The 15,725-nt window shown below is 62.0% G+C and carries 15 protein-coding genes; 10 read left to right on the forward strand and 5 right to left on the reverse strand.

The genetic code is table 11. The features are described 5' to 3' along the window. Nucleotides 1–131: 131 nt before the first annotated feature. Entirely contained in the window at nucleotides 132–1,373 is a 1,242-nt protein-coding gene (locus CQ017_RS04375; protein ID WP_258133487.1) for a copper amine oxidase, read from the forward strand. Between the two features lie 332 nt (nucleotides 1,374–1,705). On the opposite strand, the gene CQ017_RS04380 is transcribed toward CQ017_RS04375, so the two are convergent. Both CQ017_RS04380 and chrA read right to left on the reverse strand, forming a co-directional pair. Further along, nucleotides 1,706–2,530 (reverse strand): hydrolase, encoded by an 825-nt coding sequence (locus tag CQ017_RS04380; protein ID WP_105552686.1) that lies wholly within the window; start codon nucleotides 2,528–2,530, stop codon nucleotides 1,706–1,708. A gap of 67 nt (nucleotides 2,531–2,597) precedes the next feature. Then, nucleotides 2,598–3,821, reverse strand: a complete 1,224-nt coding sequence (gene chrA, locus CQ017_RS04385; RefSeq protein WP_105552687.1) for a chromate efflux transporter — start codon at nucleotides 3,819–3,821, stop codon at nucleotides 2,598–2,600. Nucleotides 3,822–3,952: 131 nt separating this feature from the next. On the opposite strand from chrA, the gene CQ017_RS04390 reads away from it, so the two are divergent. After that, the gene (locus tag CQ017_RS04390) at nucleotides 3,953–5,293 is read left to right on the forward strand and encodes an MATE family efflux transporter (RefSeq protein ID WP_105552688.1); all 1,341 of its coding nucleotides are present in this window, start codon (nucleotides 3,953–3,955) and stop codon (nucleotides 5,291–5,293) included. Nucleotides 5,294–5,309: 16 nt separating this feature from the next. Here the strand turns inward: CQ017_RS04390 and CQ017_RS04395 are convergent, their stop codons facing one another. Next, nucleotides 5,310–5,969 (reverse strand): GntR family transcriptional regulator, encoded by a 660-nt coding sequence (locus tag CQ017_RS04395; protein WP_105552689.1) that lies wholly within the window; start codon nucleotides 5,967–5,969, stop codon nucleotides 5,310–5,312. 172 nt (nucleotides 5,970–6,141) lie between these two features. Here CQ017_RS04395 and CQ017_RS04400 point away from each other — a divergent pair, with 172 nt between their 5' ends. The 6 genes from CQ017_RS04400 (at nucleotide 6,142) to rraA (ending at nucleotide 11,834) form a co-directional block, all read left to right on the forward strand. Further along, nucleotides 6,142–7,449, forward strand: a complete 1,308-nt coding sequence (locus CQ017_RS04400; RefSeq protein WP_105552690.1) for an MFS transporter — start codon at nucleotides 6,142–6,144, stop codon at nucleotides 7,447–7,449. Nucleotides 7,450–7,488: 39 nt separating this feature from the next. Continuing rightward, a complete protein-coding gene (locus CQ017_RS04405) occupies nucleotides 7,489–8,709 on the forward strand; it encodes an alpha-hydroxy acid oxidase (protein WP_105552691.1) in 1,221 nt (406 codons plus the stop codon). A 76-nt stretch (nucleotides 8,710–8,785) separates the two neighbouring features. Beyond that, nucleotides 8,786–9,364 (forward strand): DUF308 domain-containing protein, encoded by a 579-nt coding sequence (locus CQ017_RS04410; RefSeq protein WP_105552692.1) that lies wholly within the window; start codon nucleotides 8,786–8,788, stop codon nucleotides 9,362–9,364. 40 nt (nucleotides 9,365–9,404) lie between these two features. Next, the gene (locus CQ017_RS04415; protein ID WP_258133488.1) at nucleotides 9,405–9,701 is read left to right on the forward strand and encodes a hypothetical protein; all 297 of its coding nucleotides are present in this window, start codon (nucleotides 9,405–9,407) and stop codon (nucleotides 9,699–9,701) included. Nucleotides 9,702–9,897: 196 nt separating this feature from the next. Further along, nucleotides 9,898–11,295 carry an amino acid permease gene (locus tag CQ017_RS04420; protein ID WP_105552693.1) on the forward strand — a complete coding sequence of 466 codons (1,398 nt, stop codon included), beginning with the start codon at nucleotides 9,898–9,900 and terminating at the stop codon, nucleotides 11,293–11,295. Between the two features lie 62 nt (nucleotides 11,296–11,357). Beyond that, nucleotides 11,358–11,834: a ribonuclease E activity regulator RraA gene (rraA, locus tag CQ017_RS04425; RefSeq protein WP_105552694.1), complete on the forward strand. Its 477-nt coding sequence runs from the start codon at nucleotides 11,358–11,360 to the stop codon at nucleotides 11,832–11,834. Between the two features lie 9 nt (nucleotides 11,835–11,843). On the opposite strand, the gene CQ017_RS04430 is transcribed toward rraA, so the two are convergent. After that, nucleotides 11,844–12,170 (reverse strand): hypothetical protein, encoded by a 327-nt coding sequence (locus tag CQ017_RS04430; RefSeq protein WP_105552695.1) that lies wholly within the window; start codon nucleotides 12,168–12,170, stop codon nucleotides 11,844–11,846. 89 nt (nucleotides 12,171–12,259) lie between these two features. After that, nucleotides 12,260–12,802, reverse strand: a complete 543-nt coding sequence (locus CQ017_RS04435) for a CGNR zinc finger domain-containing protein (RefSeq protein WP_105552696.1) — start codon at nucleotides 12,800–12,802, stop codon at nucleotides 12,260–12,262. A gap of 146 nt (nucleotides 12,803–12,948) precedes the next feature. Here CQ017_RS04435 and CQ017_RS04440 point away from each other — a divergent pair, with 146 nt between their 5' ends. Both CQ017_RS04440 and CQ017_RS04445 read left to right on the forward strand, forming a co-directional pair. Beyond that, on the forward strand, nucleotides 12,949–13,926 hold the full coding sequence (locus tag CQ017_RS04440; protein WP_105552974.1) for a DMT family transporter: 978 nt from the start codon (nucleotides 12,949–12,951) through the stop codon (nucleotides 13,924–13,926). Between the two features lie 148 nt (nucleotides 13,927–14,074). Then, nucleotides 14,075–15,724 carry an amidohydrolase gene (locus CQ017_RS04445; RefSeq protein WP_105552697.1) on the forward strand — a complete coding sequence of 550 codons (1,650 nt, stop codon included), beginning with the start codon at nucleotides 14,075–14,077 and terminating at the stop codon, nucleotides 15,722–15,724. Nucleotide 15,725 lies beyond the last annotated feature (1 nt).

The raw sequence follows: 15,725 nt of genomic DNA on the forward strand, positions 1-15,725 counted from the left end.
GGACCAAGGATTTCATGCGACGCAGCGTATCGGCCCGAATCGTATCACTTGCGGCTGCGGCCGTCCTATTGGCTTCGTGCACCGCCGCTGGCGGGACGAGTGATTCAGGCGACCCGGCCACGGCTTCTCAGGTGGCCGGTAACTCATGCGCCGCAGCGTCGGAGCAGCCACTGAGCCAGGAAATGACCAGCGGAGCCACCTGGAATATGTGCTGGTCCGTAGATCCCGCCCTGGGCATGATTCTCTCGGATATCAGCTTCACCCCGCCCGGTGCGGATCCGATTCCGGTTGTCACCCAGATGTCGCTGGCACAGCTTGAAGTGCCTTACGATGATGGGCAGCGCAACACCTCGGATATCACGACCGCTGGGTTCGGCGGGCCAAATATGCATTCGCTGACCGAAACCGAATGCGTGGGGCAGCTACATAGCGCAGCAATTCCCAACATCGGCGACGGCAGCAAGTACGGGACGTCGCCCGAACGGCCGGTGCTCTGCAGCGACGTGGTGGATGCCGGCCTGTCCTACCGTTCGGCGGAGGCCGGCGATCTTCTCGCTAAACGCAAGAATGACTGGCAGCTATCCACGGTCTCCAAGGTCGGCTGGTACGAATACATCAATCAGGTGACCTTCGGCGCCGACGGTTCGATTCGTCCTTCGCTGGGCGCCACCGGGGACCTGTCTCCGGCGAACTATTCCGATGAACAGCATGGCTCCGCCGTGGGCGAAGGCGATAGCGACCATGCCTCCAGCCATTCGCATAATGCGGTGTGGAAAATCGATTGGGCCCTGGGCGGTGAAGCTGGGCAAGTTGCCCAGCAGTTTGACGCTAAAGATACAGGTAAGAAAGGCCCGCAGTCGCCCATCATTGAAGGCACATATACCGACATCACGGCGCCGGCAACGGCTCGGTGGACCGATCGACGCTGGTGGAAGGTTATGGCTCCGGGCACGCTGAATGCGGACGGACACCCAATTTCTTATCAAATCGAGCTGGGTAAGACCGACAGCTTTACCTTCGGCGATGACGAGGACCATCACGAGGGAGACATCGGCTACGACGTTGCGTTCACGAACGTCGATGAATGTCAGATCTTCGCGACTTACAACAGCGGGGACTGTGGGCGAGGCGTGGTGGACTTTGTCGCCAAGCAAGAAAGCCAGCAGCTTGATGACGTGGTCTCCTGGGTGGCGGTTGGCTATCATCATGTGCCGCGCGATGAGGAGCAGTCGCCAATGGAAGTGCATTGGCAGGGATTCACCTTGCTGCCGCGGGATCTGACGGCCACTCGTATTGATCCCCCTGAAGAACGTAAGGATCTTAATGGCCGACCCGAAAATTGGGGCGGGGAGCCAGTTCCCGAATCGCCATAGCCGGTCCTTTACCAGGGCGGACCGCTGCGTCCAGAGAAGCCCGGTAGGATTTTACCCCGGTTGGCCAGATAAATCCGGAGAACACCGCGGATCTTGGGAAACGGGGCTTGCCCGTTCCTGCCTGGCTGGCGACGGCCGGCTCCTTGAAATGCCACGGGCTCGCCGGAAACAAGACTCCGCTGAGCAGCCACAGTAGGTTGAACTCTTCCTGCCGCCTGCCGCCTGCCGCCTGGCGCCAATCCGGCCAGATACATTGCGAGCAATGGAGGCGCCGAGCGTGAGAAATCAGGGCCCTTGGTTTTCACGTTCTTCCGCCGGCAGCTACTTGTAGTTCAGGTCATCGAATCGTTGCTGCCGCTGGCCCAGGCCGCGTAGCGTGCGGCCGAGAACGCCACGATCTCCCCGGCCCGCGCGGGCACGACGCTGGCGAAGTTGTTGTAGAGCCGCTCGAATTCCAAGGCGGCCAGCTGGGTGGCGATGCGGAGCACCACCGGACCGGAGAGCGGGATCCGATTGGGGTAGCTGCGCAGGAAGGTGACATTCCCATCCGCCACCGGGAAGACCCCGTCCCCGGCCAGCAGCACCCCCTGGCCTGCGGCGCCCGCTGCCCAGAGGGCCACGGTGCTCCCGGGGAAGTGCCCGCCGATCTGCTCGAGCCGGATCCCGGGAATCGGTTCGAAGGGTTCGGACCAGATCTTCACGTTCGGGCTCGCGCGTTGGACCCAGTTCTGGTCGGGGGCCGCGATATAGATGGGCGCGTTCTCGAAAGCGCTGCTGTAAGCGGTCTGCACGCCATACATGTGCGGGTGGCTGGCCACGATTCCCTGTACGCCGCCGCGCTCGCCGATCGCTTCGAAGGTCCGCTGGTCGAGCAACCCCGGCACCTCGAAGAGCAGGTTTCCGTTCCTGGTTTGCACGAGCAGGGCGCTTTGCCCGATGCCGATATCCGGGGAAGTAAACGAGGTCAGCCCGGGTTCCAGCTCATTGATTTGGACCTGGTGCCCGGTCTCCAGAAGCTCGGCGCGGTGCGTCCAGCGTTGCATGCCGTCCGGTACATACTGGCGTTCGTCGACGCAGATGGGGCAGAATTCCGGCGGCTCGGCCGCCGGCTCGAATTCAACGGCGCAGGCGGCGCACTGCCAATCGATCAGTTGCATAGTTCTACTTCCGGTCCAGGGCGTAGGAATGTCTCAGCCTAACCCGGTTATCCGCTGCTGCACAGGGTCAGAATAAAACCCAACCGATCACGGCGCTAAAAATCACGAGCATCCACGGCGGGGTTTTCCACCAGTGCAGCGCCACGAATCCGGCCGTCGCGAGGACCAGCGTGGGCACAGTGGAAGCACCTTGCAGGAACACCGGGGAGTAGAGCGCCGCGGCCAGAAGCCCCACCACCGCGGCGTTGATCCCGGACAAGGCCCGCCGGGCCGTGCTCGACCGGCGCAGGCGCTGCCAGAACGGGAGCGCGGCCGCGACCAGCAGGGCCGAGGGCAGGAAGATCGCAAGCAATGCGATACCCGCTCCGAGTACCCCGCTCGGTCCTGTTTGGAAGACCGTACCCAGATACGCGGCGAAGGTGAAAAGCGGTCCCGGCACGGCTTGGGCTGCTGCGTAGCCGGCGAGGAATGCATCATGCTCCACCAGCCCGGCGCCCACCGTTTGAGTTTCGAGCATGGGCAGCACCACGTGGCCACCGCCGAAGACCAGCGCGCCGGTGCTGTAGAAGATCTCGATCAGGCGCAGCACCCCGTGATCGAAAATCGCGGCGGCCACCGGCAAGCCGATCAACAGCAGGGCAAAGACGGCTAGGCAGATCACCGCGCTGCGCCGCGAGTGCCGGGCGAAGCTAAAATCGCTCTGCTCCGAATCGTCGGCCCCTTGGCGCAGCCAGAGCAGGCCGATCAACCCCGCGGCGAGGATCACCGCGACCTGGATGAAAGGGGAAGGGAACAGCAGCACTACGCCCATCGCCGCCACCGCCAGCGTTGCGCGCGGCGCATCCGGAGCCAGCGTCTTTGCCATCCCCAACACGGCGTGCGCCACCACCGCAACGGTCGCCGCCTTGAGCCCGGTGATCCACCCGTCCCCGATCAGCGAATCCAGGCTATTGGCCGCCAGCGCGAAGAGCACCAGCAAGATCGCCGAGGGCAGGGTAAAGGCGGCCCACGCGGCGAGCAGTCCCCAGGTGCCCGAGCGTTGCAAGCCCAGAGCCATGCCGACCTGGCTCGAGGCAGGCCCAGGCAAAAACTGGCAGAGCGCCACAACATCCGCGTAGGCGCTTTCGCTCAACCATTTTCTTTTGACCACAAACTCTTCACGAAAGAAGCCCAGATGCGCGGTGGGGCCGCCGAAGGAGGTGAGCCCCAGCTTGAGGAAGGCGGCGAAGACCTCGCCGACCGGCGCCGCCGGGGGCGGGCCGGCGGGAGTCGCACCGGAGGAAGAAGTCATAGCAGAAGTATTTCATCTCGGGAATACGACTGCTTAGTTGCGCCGCAAAGCGCAGGTAAACGAGGGGTGAACCCTTTGGGCGCCGGCGGAGGAATCGCCGTTAGTGCCGCTCAGTTCGTAGAGTAGGACTCGTGAACGCAGAAAAGCCTCGGACAACTTCCCCCACCCTAGCCAAGCAGATCCTCGTGCTGGCCATTCCCGCCTTGGGGGCGTTGATCGCCGAGCCACTTTTCCTGATGGCGGATTCGGCCATCGTGGGGCACCTCGGTGTTTCGGAACTGGCTGGCGCGGCCCTGGGGACCACCGTGCTGCATACCGCGGTCGGCCTGATGATCTTCCTCGCCTACGCCACCACCCCGGCGGTGGCTCGCGCTCTCGGCGCAGGGCAGCAGGCGCGCGCCATGGCGGCCGGACGCGACGGCATGTGGTTTGCGGTGGTTTTGGGCATCGTGTTGTCGGTGGCAGGCTTCATCTTTGCCGAGCCGCTGGTGCGGCTGATGGGTGGTGAAGGACAGACCCTCGAATTTGCGGTGGACTACATCCTGTATTCAATGCCCGGTCTCACCGCCATGCTGCTGGTCCTCGCGGCAACCGGCGTGCTGCGCGGAATGCAGGACACCAAAACACCGCTGGTGGTAGCCACCGCGGGTTTCGGGCTGAATATCGTGCTGAACTTTGGTTTGGTCTACGGGCTGCAGATGTCCGTGGCCGGTGCCGCCTTGGGGACCTCGATCGCGCAGTGGCTGATGGCGCTGGTGTATTTGTGGATGCTCGTGCCGCGCATCCGGGCCGCTGAAATCCATCTGCGTCCTAGCTGGGCGGGATTCATTTCCACCGGCCAGGTTGGTTCATGGCTGATGCTGCGAAATCTGACCATGCGTGTGGCATTGCTGTTGACGGTGGTGGTGGCAACCAACGCAGGAGAGCTGACGCTGGCGGCCCACCAGCTGGTCTTCACCATCTTTTCCTTCCTTGCCTTTGCGCTGGATGCCTTGGCCATTGCGGCCCAAGCGCTCATTGGCAAAGAACTCGGAGCAGGAGACGCATCCCAGGTTCGCCAGCTCACCGGGATCATGAGCCGGTGGGGGATCTATTTCGGAATATTCACCGGGCTATTGCTGCTCGCCACCTCGTGGGTGTTCCCGATGATGTTCACCCCGGACACCGAGGTCCACCGGCTGACCACCCTGGGATTGTGGATCTTGGCGCTCTCCCAGCCGCTCTGCGGATTGGTCTTTGTCCTTGATGGCGTGTTGATCGGTGCCGGGGATGCGAAGTATCTGGGCATTGCTGGAACCATCAACCTGCTCGCCTATCTGCCCATGTTGTGGGCGGTGCAGCACTTTGCGATTGACCCGCAGTCGGCGATCCTGTGGATCTGGGTGGTCTTCGCCATCGGCTACATGCTGGCGCGTGCCATCACCCTGGGGCTGCGCGCCCGAGGTGACGCGTGGATGCGCCTAGGGCAGTGAGAGCCGGACTAGCCGGCTAGTCCCATAGCGAGTCTGGGTCTTGACGTTGTCCGAGCATGGCCCGGTGAATGGACTGCAGATGCGTGCGCATCGCGTTCTCCGCAGCTTCAGTATCCGCTGCGCTAATGGCCGCCAAAATGGCTCGATGCTCGGCGAGCTCAGCGGACTGGGACATATAGGGCTGCATGGCCGGCAAGACGTAGTGTGCCCTGGCGGTCTCGGCGAAACACTTGGTCAGCGTGGCGGTGATCCGCGAATTGCGATTGGCCGCCGCGAGGTCCTCGTGGAAGCGGCGGGCGGCGAGCATTGAGGCAATGGGGTCTGCCTCGGCCTGGCGCTCCTGCTCGGCGAGGTGCCCGCGCAGCACGGCGAGCGTTTGCGCCGAATGGAAGCGGGCGACATTCCGCGCCGCCCGCGGTTCGAGCAAGATGCGCAGTTCCAGGACTTCATGGATATCCTCCATGCCGATCGCCCGCACCAGGTAGCCCTTTTTCGGCAAAAGCTGCAGCAGGCCTTCGCTGGTCAGCTGGCGCAGAGATTCACGGACGGGAGTTTTGGACACCTGGAACTCCTCGGCCAACGCCGGTTCGATCACCATGGTGCCCGGGGCGAGCAGCCCGGTAGCGATCCGTTCGCGCAGCTCCAGCGTGAGCCGCTCCGACAGTGAACTAGCCATGGATCCTCATTTCTCTGCTTAGCCCTGTGGAAGCGCGCGTAACTTTTGGCGCGAGACTTTCCCGGAATCAAGGAACAGTCTAGTCTTGGCTGAAATATATTTCAGGTATCTTACGTTGGTTAACCGCGAACCAACAAGGATTTTTCGCTTCCAGGCGGAGGAGAACGAACCGATGGAAAAGACAATAACAGTAGGTTCCGACCCGCTGCGCGTGCAGCGCCGCCGGGCCATTTCGGCCTCCCTGATCGGAACCGCCATCGAGTGGTACGACTATGCGCTCTATGGGGCGGCGGCCAGCGTGGTGATCGGCCCGCTGTTCTTCTCCGGAGCCGGAAGCTCGGCGGCCTCCATCGCCGCCTTCGCGACCTTCGCCGTGGGATTCGTCGCCCGCCCGGTGGGCGGGGCGGTCATTGGGCATCTCGGGGATAGATTCGGGCGCCGTCCGGCAATGCTGCTCTCGGTCGTACTGATGGGCACCGCCACGGTCGGCATCGGTTTGCTGCCCACCGCGCAGACCTGGGGCGCCTGGTCCATCGGCTTGCTTGTGCTCTTCCGCCTGATTCAGGGCTTCGGCGCCGGTGCGGAACTCACCGGAGCGATGACACTCGTGGCCGAATATGTCGAGCCGAAAAAACGCGGCATGTACACCTCGCTGATTCTCTCCACCCCGCCGCTGGGCATTGCATTGGCGACCATCTGCTTCTTTTCGGTTTCCCTGCTCGGGGACGAAGCGCTGCTTAGCTGGGCTTGGCGCATCCCGTTCCTCGTTTCTGCCTTGCTCTTCCTGGTGGCCCTCTACATCCGCAACAAGTTGGAAGAAACTCCCGAGTACACGCAGGCCATGGGCAAAGCCCAGCAGATGGCAAAAAAGCTGCCGCTGCGCGAGGTCTTCGAATCCCACTGGCGCCGGGTATTGCTGGGATTCTTCGCAATTACCGGGCATAACGCCACGAACTACATCTTGGCGGTCTTCTCCATCAGCCTGATGGTTGGCTCCGGCATGGCGCGCAGCCAGGCGCTGCTTGCGGTGACGCTCGGCTCGCTAGTCTCGGTAGTGCTCACGCCGGTGGGCGGCTGGCTGGCCGACAGGTTCGGCTCGGCGCGCATCCTCGCGGCCGGAAACATCGCCGGACTGCTGCTGGCCTTCCCGATCTTCTGGATGCTGGCCACCGACCAATTCATCTTCGGCTTCTTGGCCATCGCCTTGGGCTACGGACTGGTCATTCCCTGCACCTCCGGTGCACAGGGAGCCTTCCTGACCGAACTATTCCCGGTATCGGTGCGCTTCAGCGGCATCGCGATTGCCCGCGAAATGAATGGCGCCATCGTGGCGGGACTCTCGCCGCTGATCGCCGCCGCGCTTTTGGAGCTCGGCAACGGCTCGGTTGGCCTGCCGGCAGGATTCCTCGCATTGTGCTGCCTGAGCTCGGCTATTGCCATCTACCTCGGTGCCCACGCGAAGCACCGAATCCGCTACTAAAAACCGCTATTCAATTGACACGAAAGCAAAGGACAACTCTTGGGTAATCTCAAGCGTCAATTCCCAGACGTCGGCGAACTAGTCAACCTGATGAAGTTCAAATTGCCATCCACCGATCGCCGTGCCGCGCGTCTGGCCCAGGCTGCAGATCTATGGGACCTGCGCCGCATTGCCAAACGGCGCACCCCCACCGCAGCCTTCGACTACGTGGACGGCGCCGCCGGAAATGAAATTACCGCAACCCGCGCCCGCGAGGTCTTCGACTCGGTCGAACTGCTGCCGCGCATCCTGCACGGAACCGCAGAAGCGGACCTGTCCACGCAGATCGCAGGTGCTCCATCCGCGCTTCCCTTCGGTATCGCGCCCACCGGGTTCACTCGGTTCATGCAGTCCGAAGGAGAAATCGGCGGCTCCCGCGCCGCCGCACGGGCGGGCATCCCCTTCAGCCTCTCCACCATGGGCACCCGCTCCATCGAGGAGGTCGCCCAAGCTGCACCCGAGGGGCGCAGGTGGTTCCAGCTGTACTTGTGGAAGGACCGCGAAAAGTCCGCGGCCCTGGTTAGCCGGGCCCAGGCGGCGGGTTTTGACACCCTTCTGGTCACCGTGGACACTCCCGTGGCGGGCCAACGCCACCGTGATACCCGCAACGGCATGAAGATTCCGCCGGAGCTGACCTTGAAGACGGTCCTCGACGCGTCTTACCGTCCGGAGTGGTGGTTCAACTTCCTGACCACCGATTCGCTGAAATTCGCTTCCCTCTCGGAATCGTCCGCGGACCTGCCCAGCATCATCAACTCCATGTTCGACCCTTCGCTGGACTTCGAAGATCTCAAATGGATCCGCGAATTGTGGAAGGGGAAACTCTTCGTCAAGGGCGTGCTCACCGCGGAAGATGCGGCGAAGGCCAAGGACGCAGGCGCCGACGGGTTGGTGGTTTCAAATCACGGGGGACGTCAGCTGGACCGGGCGCCGATCGCCTTCGAAGCGTTGAGCGAAGTCCGTGCCGAGGTTGGGGAGGAACTGGAGATCATCATGGACTCGGGCATCATGTCCGGTTCGGATATCGTCGCGGCGCTATGCGCCGGGGCGGACTTCGTATTGATAGGCCGCGCGTATCTCTACGGGCTGATGGCCGGCGGGGAGGAAGGCGTGAGCCGTGCCATCGAATTGCTGGCCCAGGAAGTAGAAGTCGCCATGCAGTTGATGGGCGCGGCAACGATTGGCGAGCTCAACGAGAGCCTGATTCGCCGTCGTGGCTAGCTCGCGGGCGCACCGGTAAATGTGACTTAGCTTGGACTCGGCTGATTCTTTGTTCTATCGCCGGTAGAATGGGGTTGTGCCTGCACCAAAAACCACCCCAGCCCAAGCCCAAGACGTCTTCCGCCCGGTATTCCTGCGCGGACTCGGCGCCCTGGTCTATTCGCTCATCTCGATATTCTGGATCAACGCGGATCAGACCGTGCTGTCTTACGCGACCGGTGCGCTGCTGGTGGTGACAGGTGTCTTCATGTGGCAGTACGTCACCGTGCCGAGCGCTCCGGAGAAGTCCCGGGGGGCCTACGCGCTAGGTGCCGGACTCATGCTGCTGGCAGGCATTGCCAGCCTGTTCGCCACCACCCCCATGTGGGTCGCATATCTCGCAGCCTTCGCGTTCTTCGTCACCGGTGTGGTTGAGCTCTACGTCTTTGTGAAAATGCGCGCGCAGTTCCCGCCATTCCGTAACCAGCTGATCACCGCCGCGGTATCGATGATCCTGGCCATTGCCCTGCTCTTCGGCACGTCGCTGGATGCTCACGGCATGTTCGGCCTGATCGGCGGCGGCACCATAATTTTCGCGGTCTTTGAACTGATCGCCGCGTTCGGCCATCGCCATGACGCCAAGGCGGCGGCATCGACCGAAATCGAAAACAACTAATACTTTTAGGTCAACAGGAAAAGTAGAAACGGAGTTCCTGGTGGGAAACAACTCGCAGAAGAAGCAACCGTGGAGCCATTCAATTAAAGGCCCGCTGAGCTTCTCGCTGTTGCTGGCTGTCGTTGCTGGTGTGGTCGGCATGATCTCCTCGACCGGAGGCTCGCAGAACCCGATTCGTTTTGATATCGGACTGGTCTGCTTTGGGGTGGCCTTTGTCGCCAGTTTGCTGATCATCTCGGTGCTCACCATGGCAGGCAAGGAAAACGATTCCGAGCTGGGCAAGGGCACGGGTGTGAACCGTTCCTCGGCCGACCCGAACAAAAAGTTCGAAGACTAAAACATCGCGTCGACAACGCGCTGGGCCCGCCGTCAAGGCGGACCCAGCGCGTTGTCGTTAGCTTTGCGGTCAGCGCACCGCACCGAACAAGAACGCCATTTTCAAGGATTGACACGTGAACAACACGAAGCAGACGTCGAGAAGTAGCCGCACCCCACTGGGCGAGCAGCTGATTCGACGTAAATCAATCCACTCTATGACCACCGAGGCCGCAACTAACGCCGGTCTCGGACAGCTCAAGCGCAGCTTCGGGGTGCTGCAGCTGACCATGATTTCCGTCGGAGCCACGCTGGGAACCGGCATCTTGGTGATCCTTGGCGATTCGGTGCCCGTTGCCGGTCCGGCCATCTGGATCGCGTTCGTGCTCGCCGGCGTGACAGCGCTGCTTTCGGCGGTGTCCTACGCTGAAATGGCCGGCATGGTCCCGGTGTCCGGTTCCAGCTATTCCTATTCCTACGCCACTATGGGCGAAGGGGTGGCATGGATCTGCGGTTGGTGCCTGATCCTTGAGTACGCGGTATCCGCGGCCGCCGTGGCCGTAGGAGCTGGTTCCTATGTGAACCAAACGCTTGAAATCTTCGGCATGCAGCTGCCCGCGTCGCTGGCCAGCGGTCCGGTAGACGGCGGCGTCATCAACCTGCCTGCACTGATCACGGTGATCCTAGCGACCCTGCTCTTGGCACGGGGTGCCCGTGAATCGGCCCTGGCCAACACCGCCATGGTGATAGTCAAGATCGCGATCCTGGTGTTCTTCTCCATCGTCGCGTTCACCGCCTTCGACGCGGGGAACTTCGCTCCGCTGCTACCTATGGGGGCAGCCGGTGTGAGCGCTGCCGCCTCGATGGTGTTCTTCTCCTACATCGGCTTTGACGCCGCATCCACCGCCGGTGAAGAAGCGAAGAACCCGCAACGCGATATGCCACGCTCAATCATCATCTCCATGATTCTGGTGACCACCGTGTACGTATTGGTGGCGGTGGCCGCGGTAGGTGCACGCAACTGGCGGTGGTTTGAAGGCGCCCAAGCGGCACTGGTGATGATCGTATCCGAGGTGACCGGGCAGCGCTGGCTGGTGCTGCTCTTCGCTCTGGCCTCGGTGGTCGCGATCATCTCGGTGGTGCTAACCACCCTGTACGGGCAGACCCGCATCCTGCTGACCATGGGGCGCGACGGACTGGTGCCGAAGGCCTTTGCCAAGGTTTCCCCTAGGACCCACACCCCGGTGATCGGTACGCTCATCGTCGGCAGCGCGGTGGCACTTACCGCCTCGCTGATCCCGTTGGGTGAACTGGCCGAAGCCACCAGCATCGGAACCCTCTTCGCGTTCGCGCTGGTGGGAGTCGCGGTCATCTTCCTGCGGCGGACCCAACCGGACGCGCCACGAACCTTCAAGGTGCCGTTCTACCCGGTGACCCCCATCCTCGGAATCGCCGCGTGCTTGTTCCTGATGTTCAACCTCGGCACGAACACCTGGGCGGTCTTTGGTATTTGGATGATTGTCGGTTTTATCGTGTACCTCAGCTACGGCCGCAAGCATTCGCGCTTGGGGGCGCTGCACACCGATTCATATCGCGAGACACTAAAGTCGAAATAATTCTGCGGCGAGTTAGGCTGTGAGTTGAACCAGACTCTAGCCCTCACCGACCAGGAGCAACCATGCAGCAAGAAGCGATCAGCACCGCGGATCTCTACGACGAATTCGAAGAGCAGATCCAGTCGATTTCACTGCAGTTCCAGTCGTTCGGCGCCCGCGAAAGCTTCTCGGGCCCTGCAAAAACGATCAAATGCTTTGAAGACAATGTGCTGATCAAATCCACGTTGAATACCCCTGGTGAAGGCCAGGTGCTGGTAGTAGACGGCGGCGGGTCGCTGCGCTTCGCACTTATGGGAGACATGATCGCCCAAGCGGCGGTGGATAACGGCTGGGCCGGGGTTATCATCAACGGTGCGGTGCGGGACCGCGTTGAACTGGCAAAGATGGACCTTGGCATCAAGGCGTTGGGGAGCAACCCGCGCAAAACCGTGAAACGCGGTGGCGGTTTCAGCGATCTGAGCCTTGAAATTGACGCGGTCACCATCCGCCCCGGCGCCATGGTGTACGCCGACGCGGATGGTGTGCTGGTCGAGCGCTAGGCACCCACCCTATTCCGAGAGGTGTTTTCCGCCTCCAGTATTTCCTTGGCCCCACTCTTCAACGAACTCAGCGGTGCTCAACTCCTCTAGATCCTTGCGAATCTGAACGATCAAGCGTTCGGCTTCTTCAAGGTTGGAGGTTTGCATGCGCAGCAGAATTGCATCGTTTTTCAAGGAATGAACGACTACCTCGGCTCCGCGTGCTTCAAATTCTGCGTCGCCGAGCGTTGCGGAGGCGATAGCTGCGGCCCACCGGCCGGCTGCCTTCAGCGGGGAATCCGCGCTGGCTTCAAGGCGTGCCTCATATTCTTCGGATGCGTGTGCTTCACCGGTCATGATCTGGCCTTTCGACTGCGAGGACAGGATGCTCCTGTTATCCAATCATCTTAGGGTCGAAGCGATGGATAACGCGACTTATTTAGGCGTCAGTCTTTCGCTTTTCGTGCCCGGTAGGCGCGAACATGCTCGCGGTTGGCACAGTTGCCGGTGTCGCAATACAATTTCGAGCGGTTACGCGACAGGTCAAGCAGGGCCGCGCCGCAGTCGGTGGAGGCGCAGATGCGCAAACGTTTGCGCCCGCCGGAGCGGATCACCTCGGCCAAGGCCATGGCTGCATCCACCGCCATGCGGTCGTAGAGCGGGGCTCTGGTGGTGGTCGCGTGCAGGTGGTAACCCCATTTTTCGTTCTTGATTAGCTGCGGCTGGGCGTTGACGTTGCGCAGTATTTGATTAACTTTGAACACCGCGTCATCCTCATCGGTGGTCCAGATGCCTTTGAGCTGGGCACGCAGCTGGCGGATGGAACGCAGCTCGGACTGGTCTTGGGCATGGGGGCCGCTGAAGTTCTCGGTGCGCAGGAACTGATCCAAATCCGGCACCGTGGAAAGCAAGTCGACGAACGAAACCTCGGTGTTCAACAAGTTCACGATAGTGTGCAGCGACGCTTCAATATCTGGCGCAAAGGTCATAAATCATTCCCGGGATGTTCGTGGATTGACGCGAGTTCAAGCGGATCCGTATTGTCATGATCATATAATCTTTTGCTCCTGAATCACCTGCGTGTTCCTGTACCGCATGTCGCTTGGGAGCATTCGTAGCAAAGGCCTACCAGCTCATGTCACAGCCCCAAAAGTCACCAAATTCTCCGCCGTCAACGCTGAGCTCAGTCCGCACTCACGGACAGCTGGCGGGAATTTGGATTGCGTTGGCTTCTTCGGCCGCTTTCGGCCTGTCCGGCTCATTCGCCAAGGGGCTGTTCGAGGCCGGTTGGACCCCGGCAGCCGCGGTGGCGGTGCGCATGGCCGGCGCCGCTTTGGTGCTCGCAATTCCTGCGCTTCTGGCGATGCGCGGACGCTGGACCTTGCTGCGCACCAACTGGGTTTCGATCCTGCTGTTCGGGTTCTTCGGGGTCGGCGCCTGCCAGCTGTGCTATTTCCTGGCGGTTGAACGCCTCGATGTGGGTGTGGCACTGCTCCTTGAATACTTGGCGCCGGTGCTGATTGTGCTGGTGCTCTGGATGCGTCATAAGAAGCGCCCTTCGGTCGCGACGATCGGCGGCACCTTGCTCGCTCTCGCCGGTTTGGTTGCGGTGCTGGACCTGAACGGAGCCTCTGCCTTGGACCCGATTGGAATTTTGTGGGGGCTCGGGGCTGCGGTCGGCTTGACCGTGTATTTCTTTGTCAGCGCCCGCGTTGACGGTGCGTTGCCGCCGATTATCCTGTCGGCCGGGGGCATGCTCGTCGGTGCGCTCTCGCTGGCACTGGTGGGCTTGTTCGGGATCCTGCCGATGCGTGCCGAATTTGGCAGTGGTTCCTTCGCCGGGATGCAGGTTCCGTGGTGGGTTGCCCTGCTGGGATTGATCTTGATAGCCACCGTGTTCTCGTACACCACCGGAGTGATGGCCGCCCGTGCTCTGGGCTCCAAGGTAGCCTCCTTCATTTCCTTGACCGAGGTGCTCTTCGCGGTGCTCTGGGCCTGGCTCTTGCTCTCCGAGCTGCCCGGATCGATCCAGCTTTTCGGCGGACTGCTGATCGTGCTGGGAGTGGTGCTGGTGCGTATCGACGAGTTGCGCTCCGCGCGAATCCGCCGCTAAGCTCCAGCGGCGCAGCGCGGAATCACGGCAAAATTTCTTTCTCGCAAACCTCTTGAGTCGCCTGTGGCCACTCCGTACAGTATGAGATGTGAATCACGTTCGTTTAAATGTGAGTCTCTAACTTTCGGCTTATCGGTTTGGGAGAAGCATGTCTGCACCACGGCGTACCACCTTGTTCGTGAACGGCACCATCTGGCGGGGTGAAGGCACCGAACCTGCCACCTCGCTGCTCGTCGAGGACGGGGTGATCGCCGCCGTTGGAAATGACCTCGGCGGCCCTGACACGGGCACGGTCGTTGACCTGCAAGGTGGCTTCTTGATGCCGGGCTTCGGCGAAGGCCATGCTCATCCGATCTTTGGCGGTCTGGAAGACGCCGGCCCGGCAATTACCGGTGAGCACTCCATTGAAGCAATAGTTCGTCGAGTCCGCGACTACGCCGCGGCTCATCCTCAGAAGCAATGGATCCTCGGCGCCTCCTACGATGGCTCGCTCGCCGAAGGCGGACTCTTCCGCGCCGAATGGCTGGATGAAGCTGTCGCGGATCGACCGGTAGTTCTCCGCGCTTGGGACTATCACACCGTCTGGTGCAATTCGAAGGCCCTGGAACTTGCCGGCGTCGACGCGTCCACCGCCGAACCTGAGCTCGGTGAAATCCCGCGAAACCCCGACGGGACGCCGGTCGGAATCCTGCGTGAGTGGGGCGCGGTAGACCTGCTCATGAGCGTCAACCCCGGTTATGACTTCGAAGACCGTGTCGAGGCCTTGGGCCGAGCCAGCGAAAAGTACGCCAGGCTCGGCGTGACCTGGGTGCAGGACGCCTGGGTGGAACCTGCGGATGTCGAGGTCTACTTCGAAGCAGCCCGCCGCGGACTGCTGCGCAACAGATACAATTTGGCGCTGCTCGCCGACCCGCGCGATTTCCCCGACTCGCTGCCGGCGCTGCTGCAAGCCCGGGAGTCGGTCGCAGCGTTCAACCACCGGCTGCTGAGCGCGCAGAGCATCAAATTCTTCGCCGACGGGGTGGTGGAAAACGAAACCGGCGCACTGCTGGAACCCTACTGCGGCTCGCTGCACAATCACGGGCTCTCGGTTTGGGAACCGGAACCGCTGGCCGAGGCCGTAGCCGCTGTGGTGGAGCAGGGCTTCCAGCCACACATCCACGCGATCGGTGACGCCGCGGTGCGCATGGCCCTGGACGCTATCGAAGGTGCGGTGAAGCTGACCGATCGCCAGCACGTCCGCCCGGCCATAGCGCATGTGCAGTTGGCCAAGGAGAGCGACCTGGAACGCTTCGCCCAGCTGGGCGTCATCGCGGTCATGCAGCCTTTGTGGGCGCAACTGGACCCGCTGATGAATGTGCTCACGGTGCCACGGCTAGGCGCAGAGCGCAGCGGCAACCAATACCGGATGCGCACGCTGCATGATTCCGGAGCAAAACTCGCTTTCGGCTCGGATTGGCCATGTTCTTCGGCCAACCCCCTGGAGGGGATTTCCATCGCGATCAGCCGGATGACCGAAGAACAGCATCCGGTCGGTGGCTGGATGCCAGAGGAAATCTTGGATATTGAAGCGGCGCTTGGCGCCTATACCGCGGGGGTGGCCTATCAGGCGGCTGCCGACCGGCTGGAAATGCCATGGGGTGTTCTCGAGGTGGGATGCAGCGCGGATATGGTCTGGCTGGAACGCGATCCACGCCTGCTGGACGCCGTCGAGCTGCGCGGGTTGCCGGTGCTTGGCACCTGGCTTGCGGGGGAAGAAATGTATCGTCAATGCAGCGCCGCCAGCGGGCGGGTGTAGC

The organism is Arthrobacter sp. MYb224 (assembly GCF_002975455.1).
In the GTDB taxonomy this organism is placed as follows: domain Bacteria; phylum Actinomycetota; class Actinomycetes; order Actinomycetales; family Micrococcaceae; genus Glutamicibacter.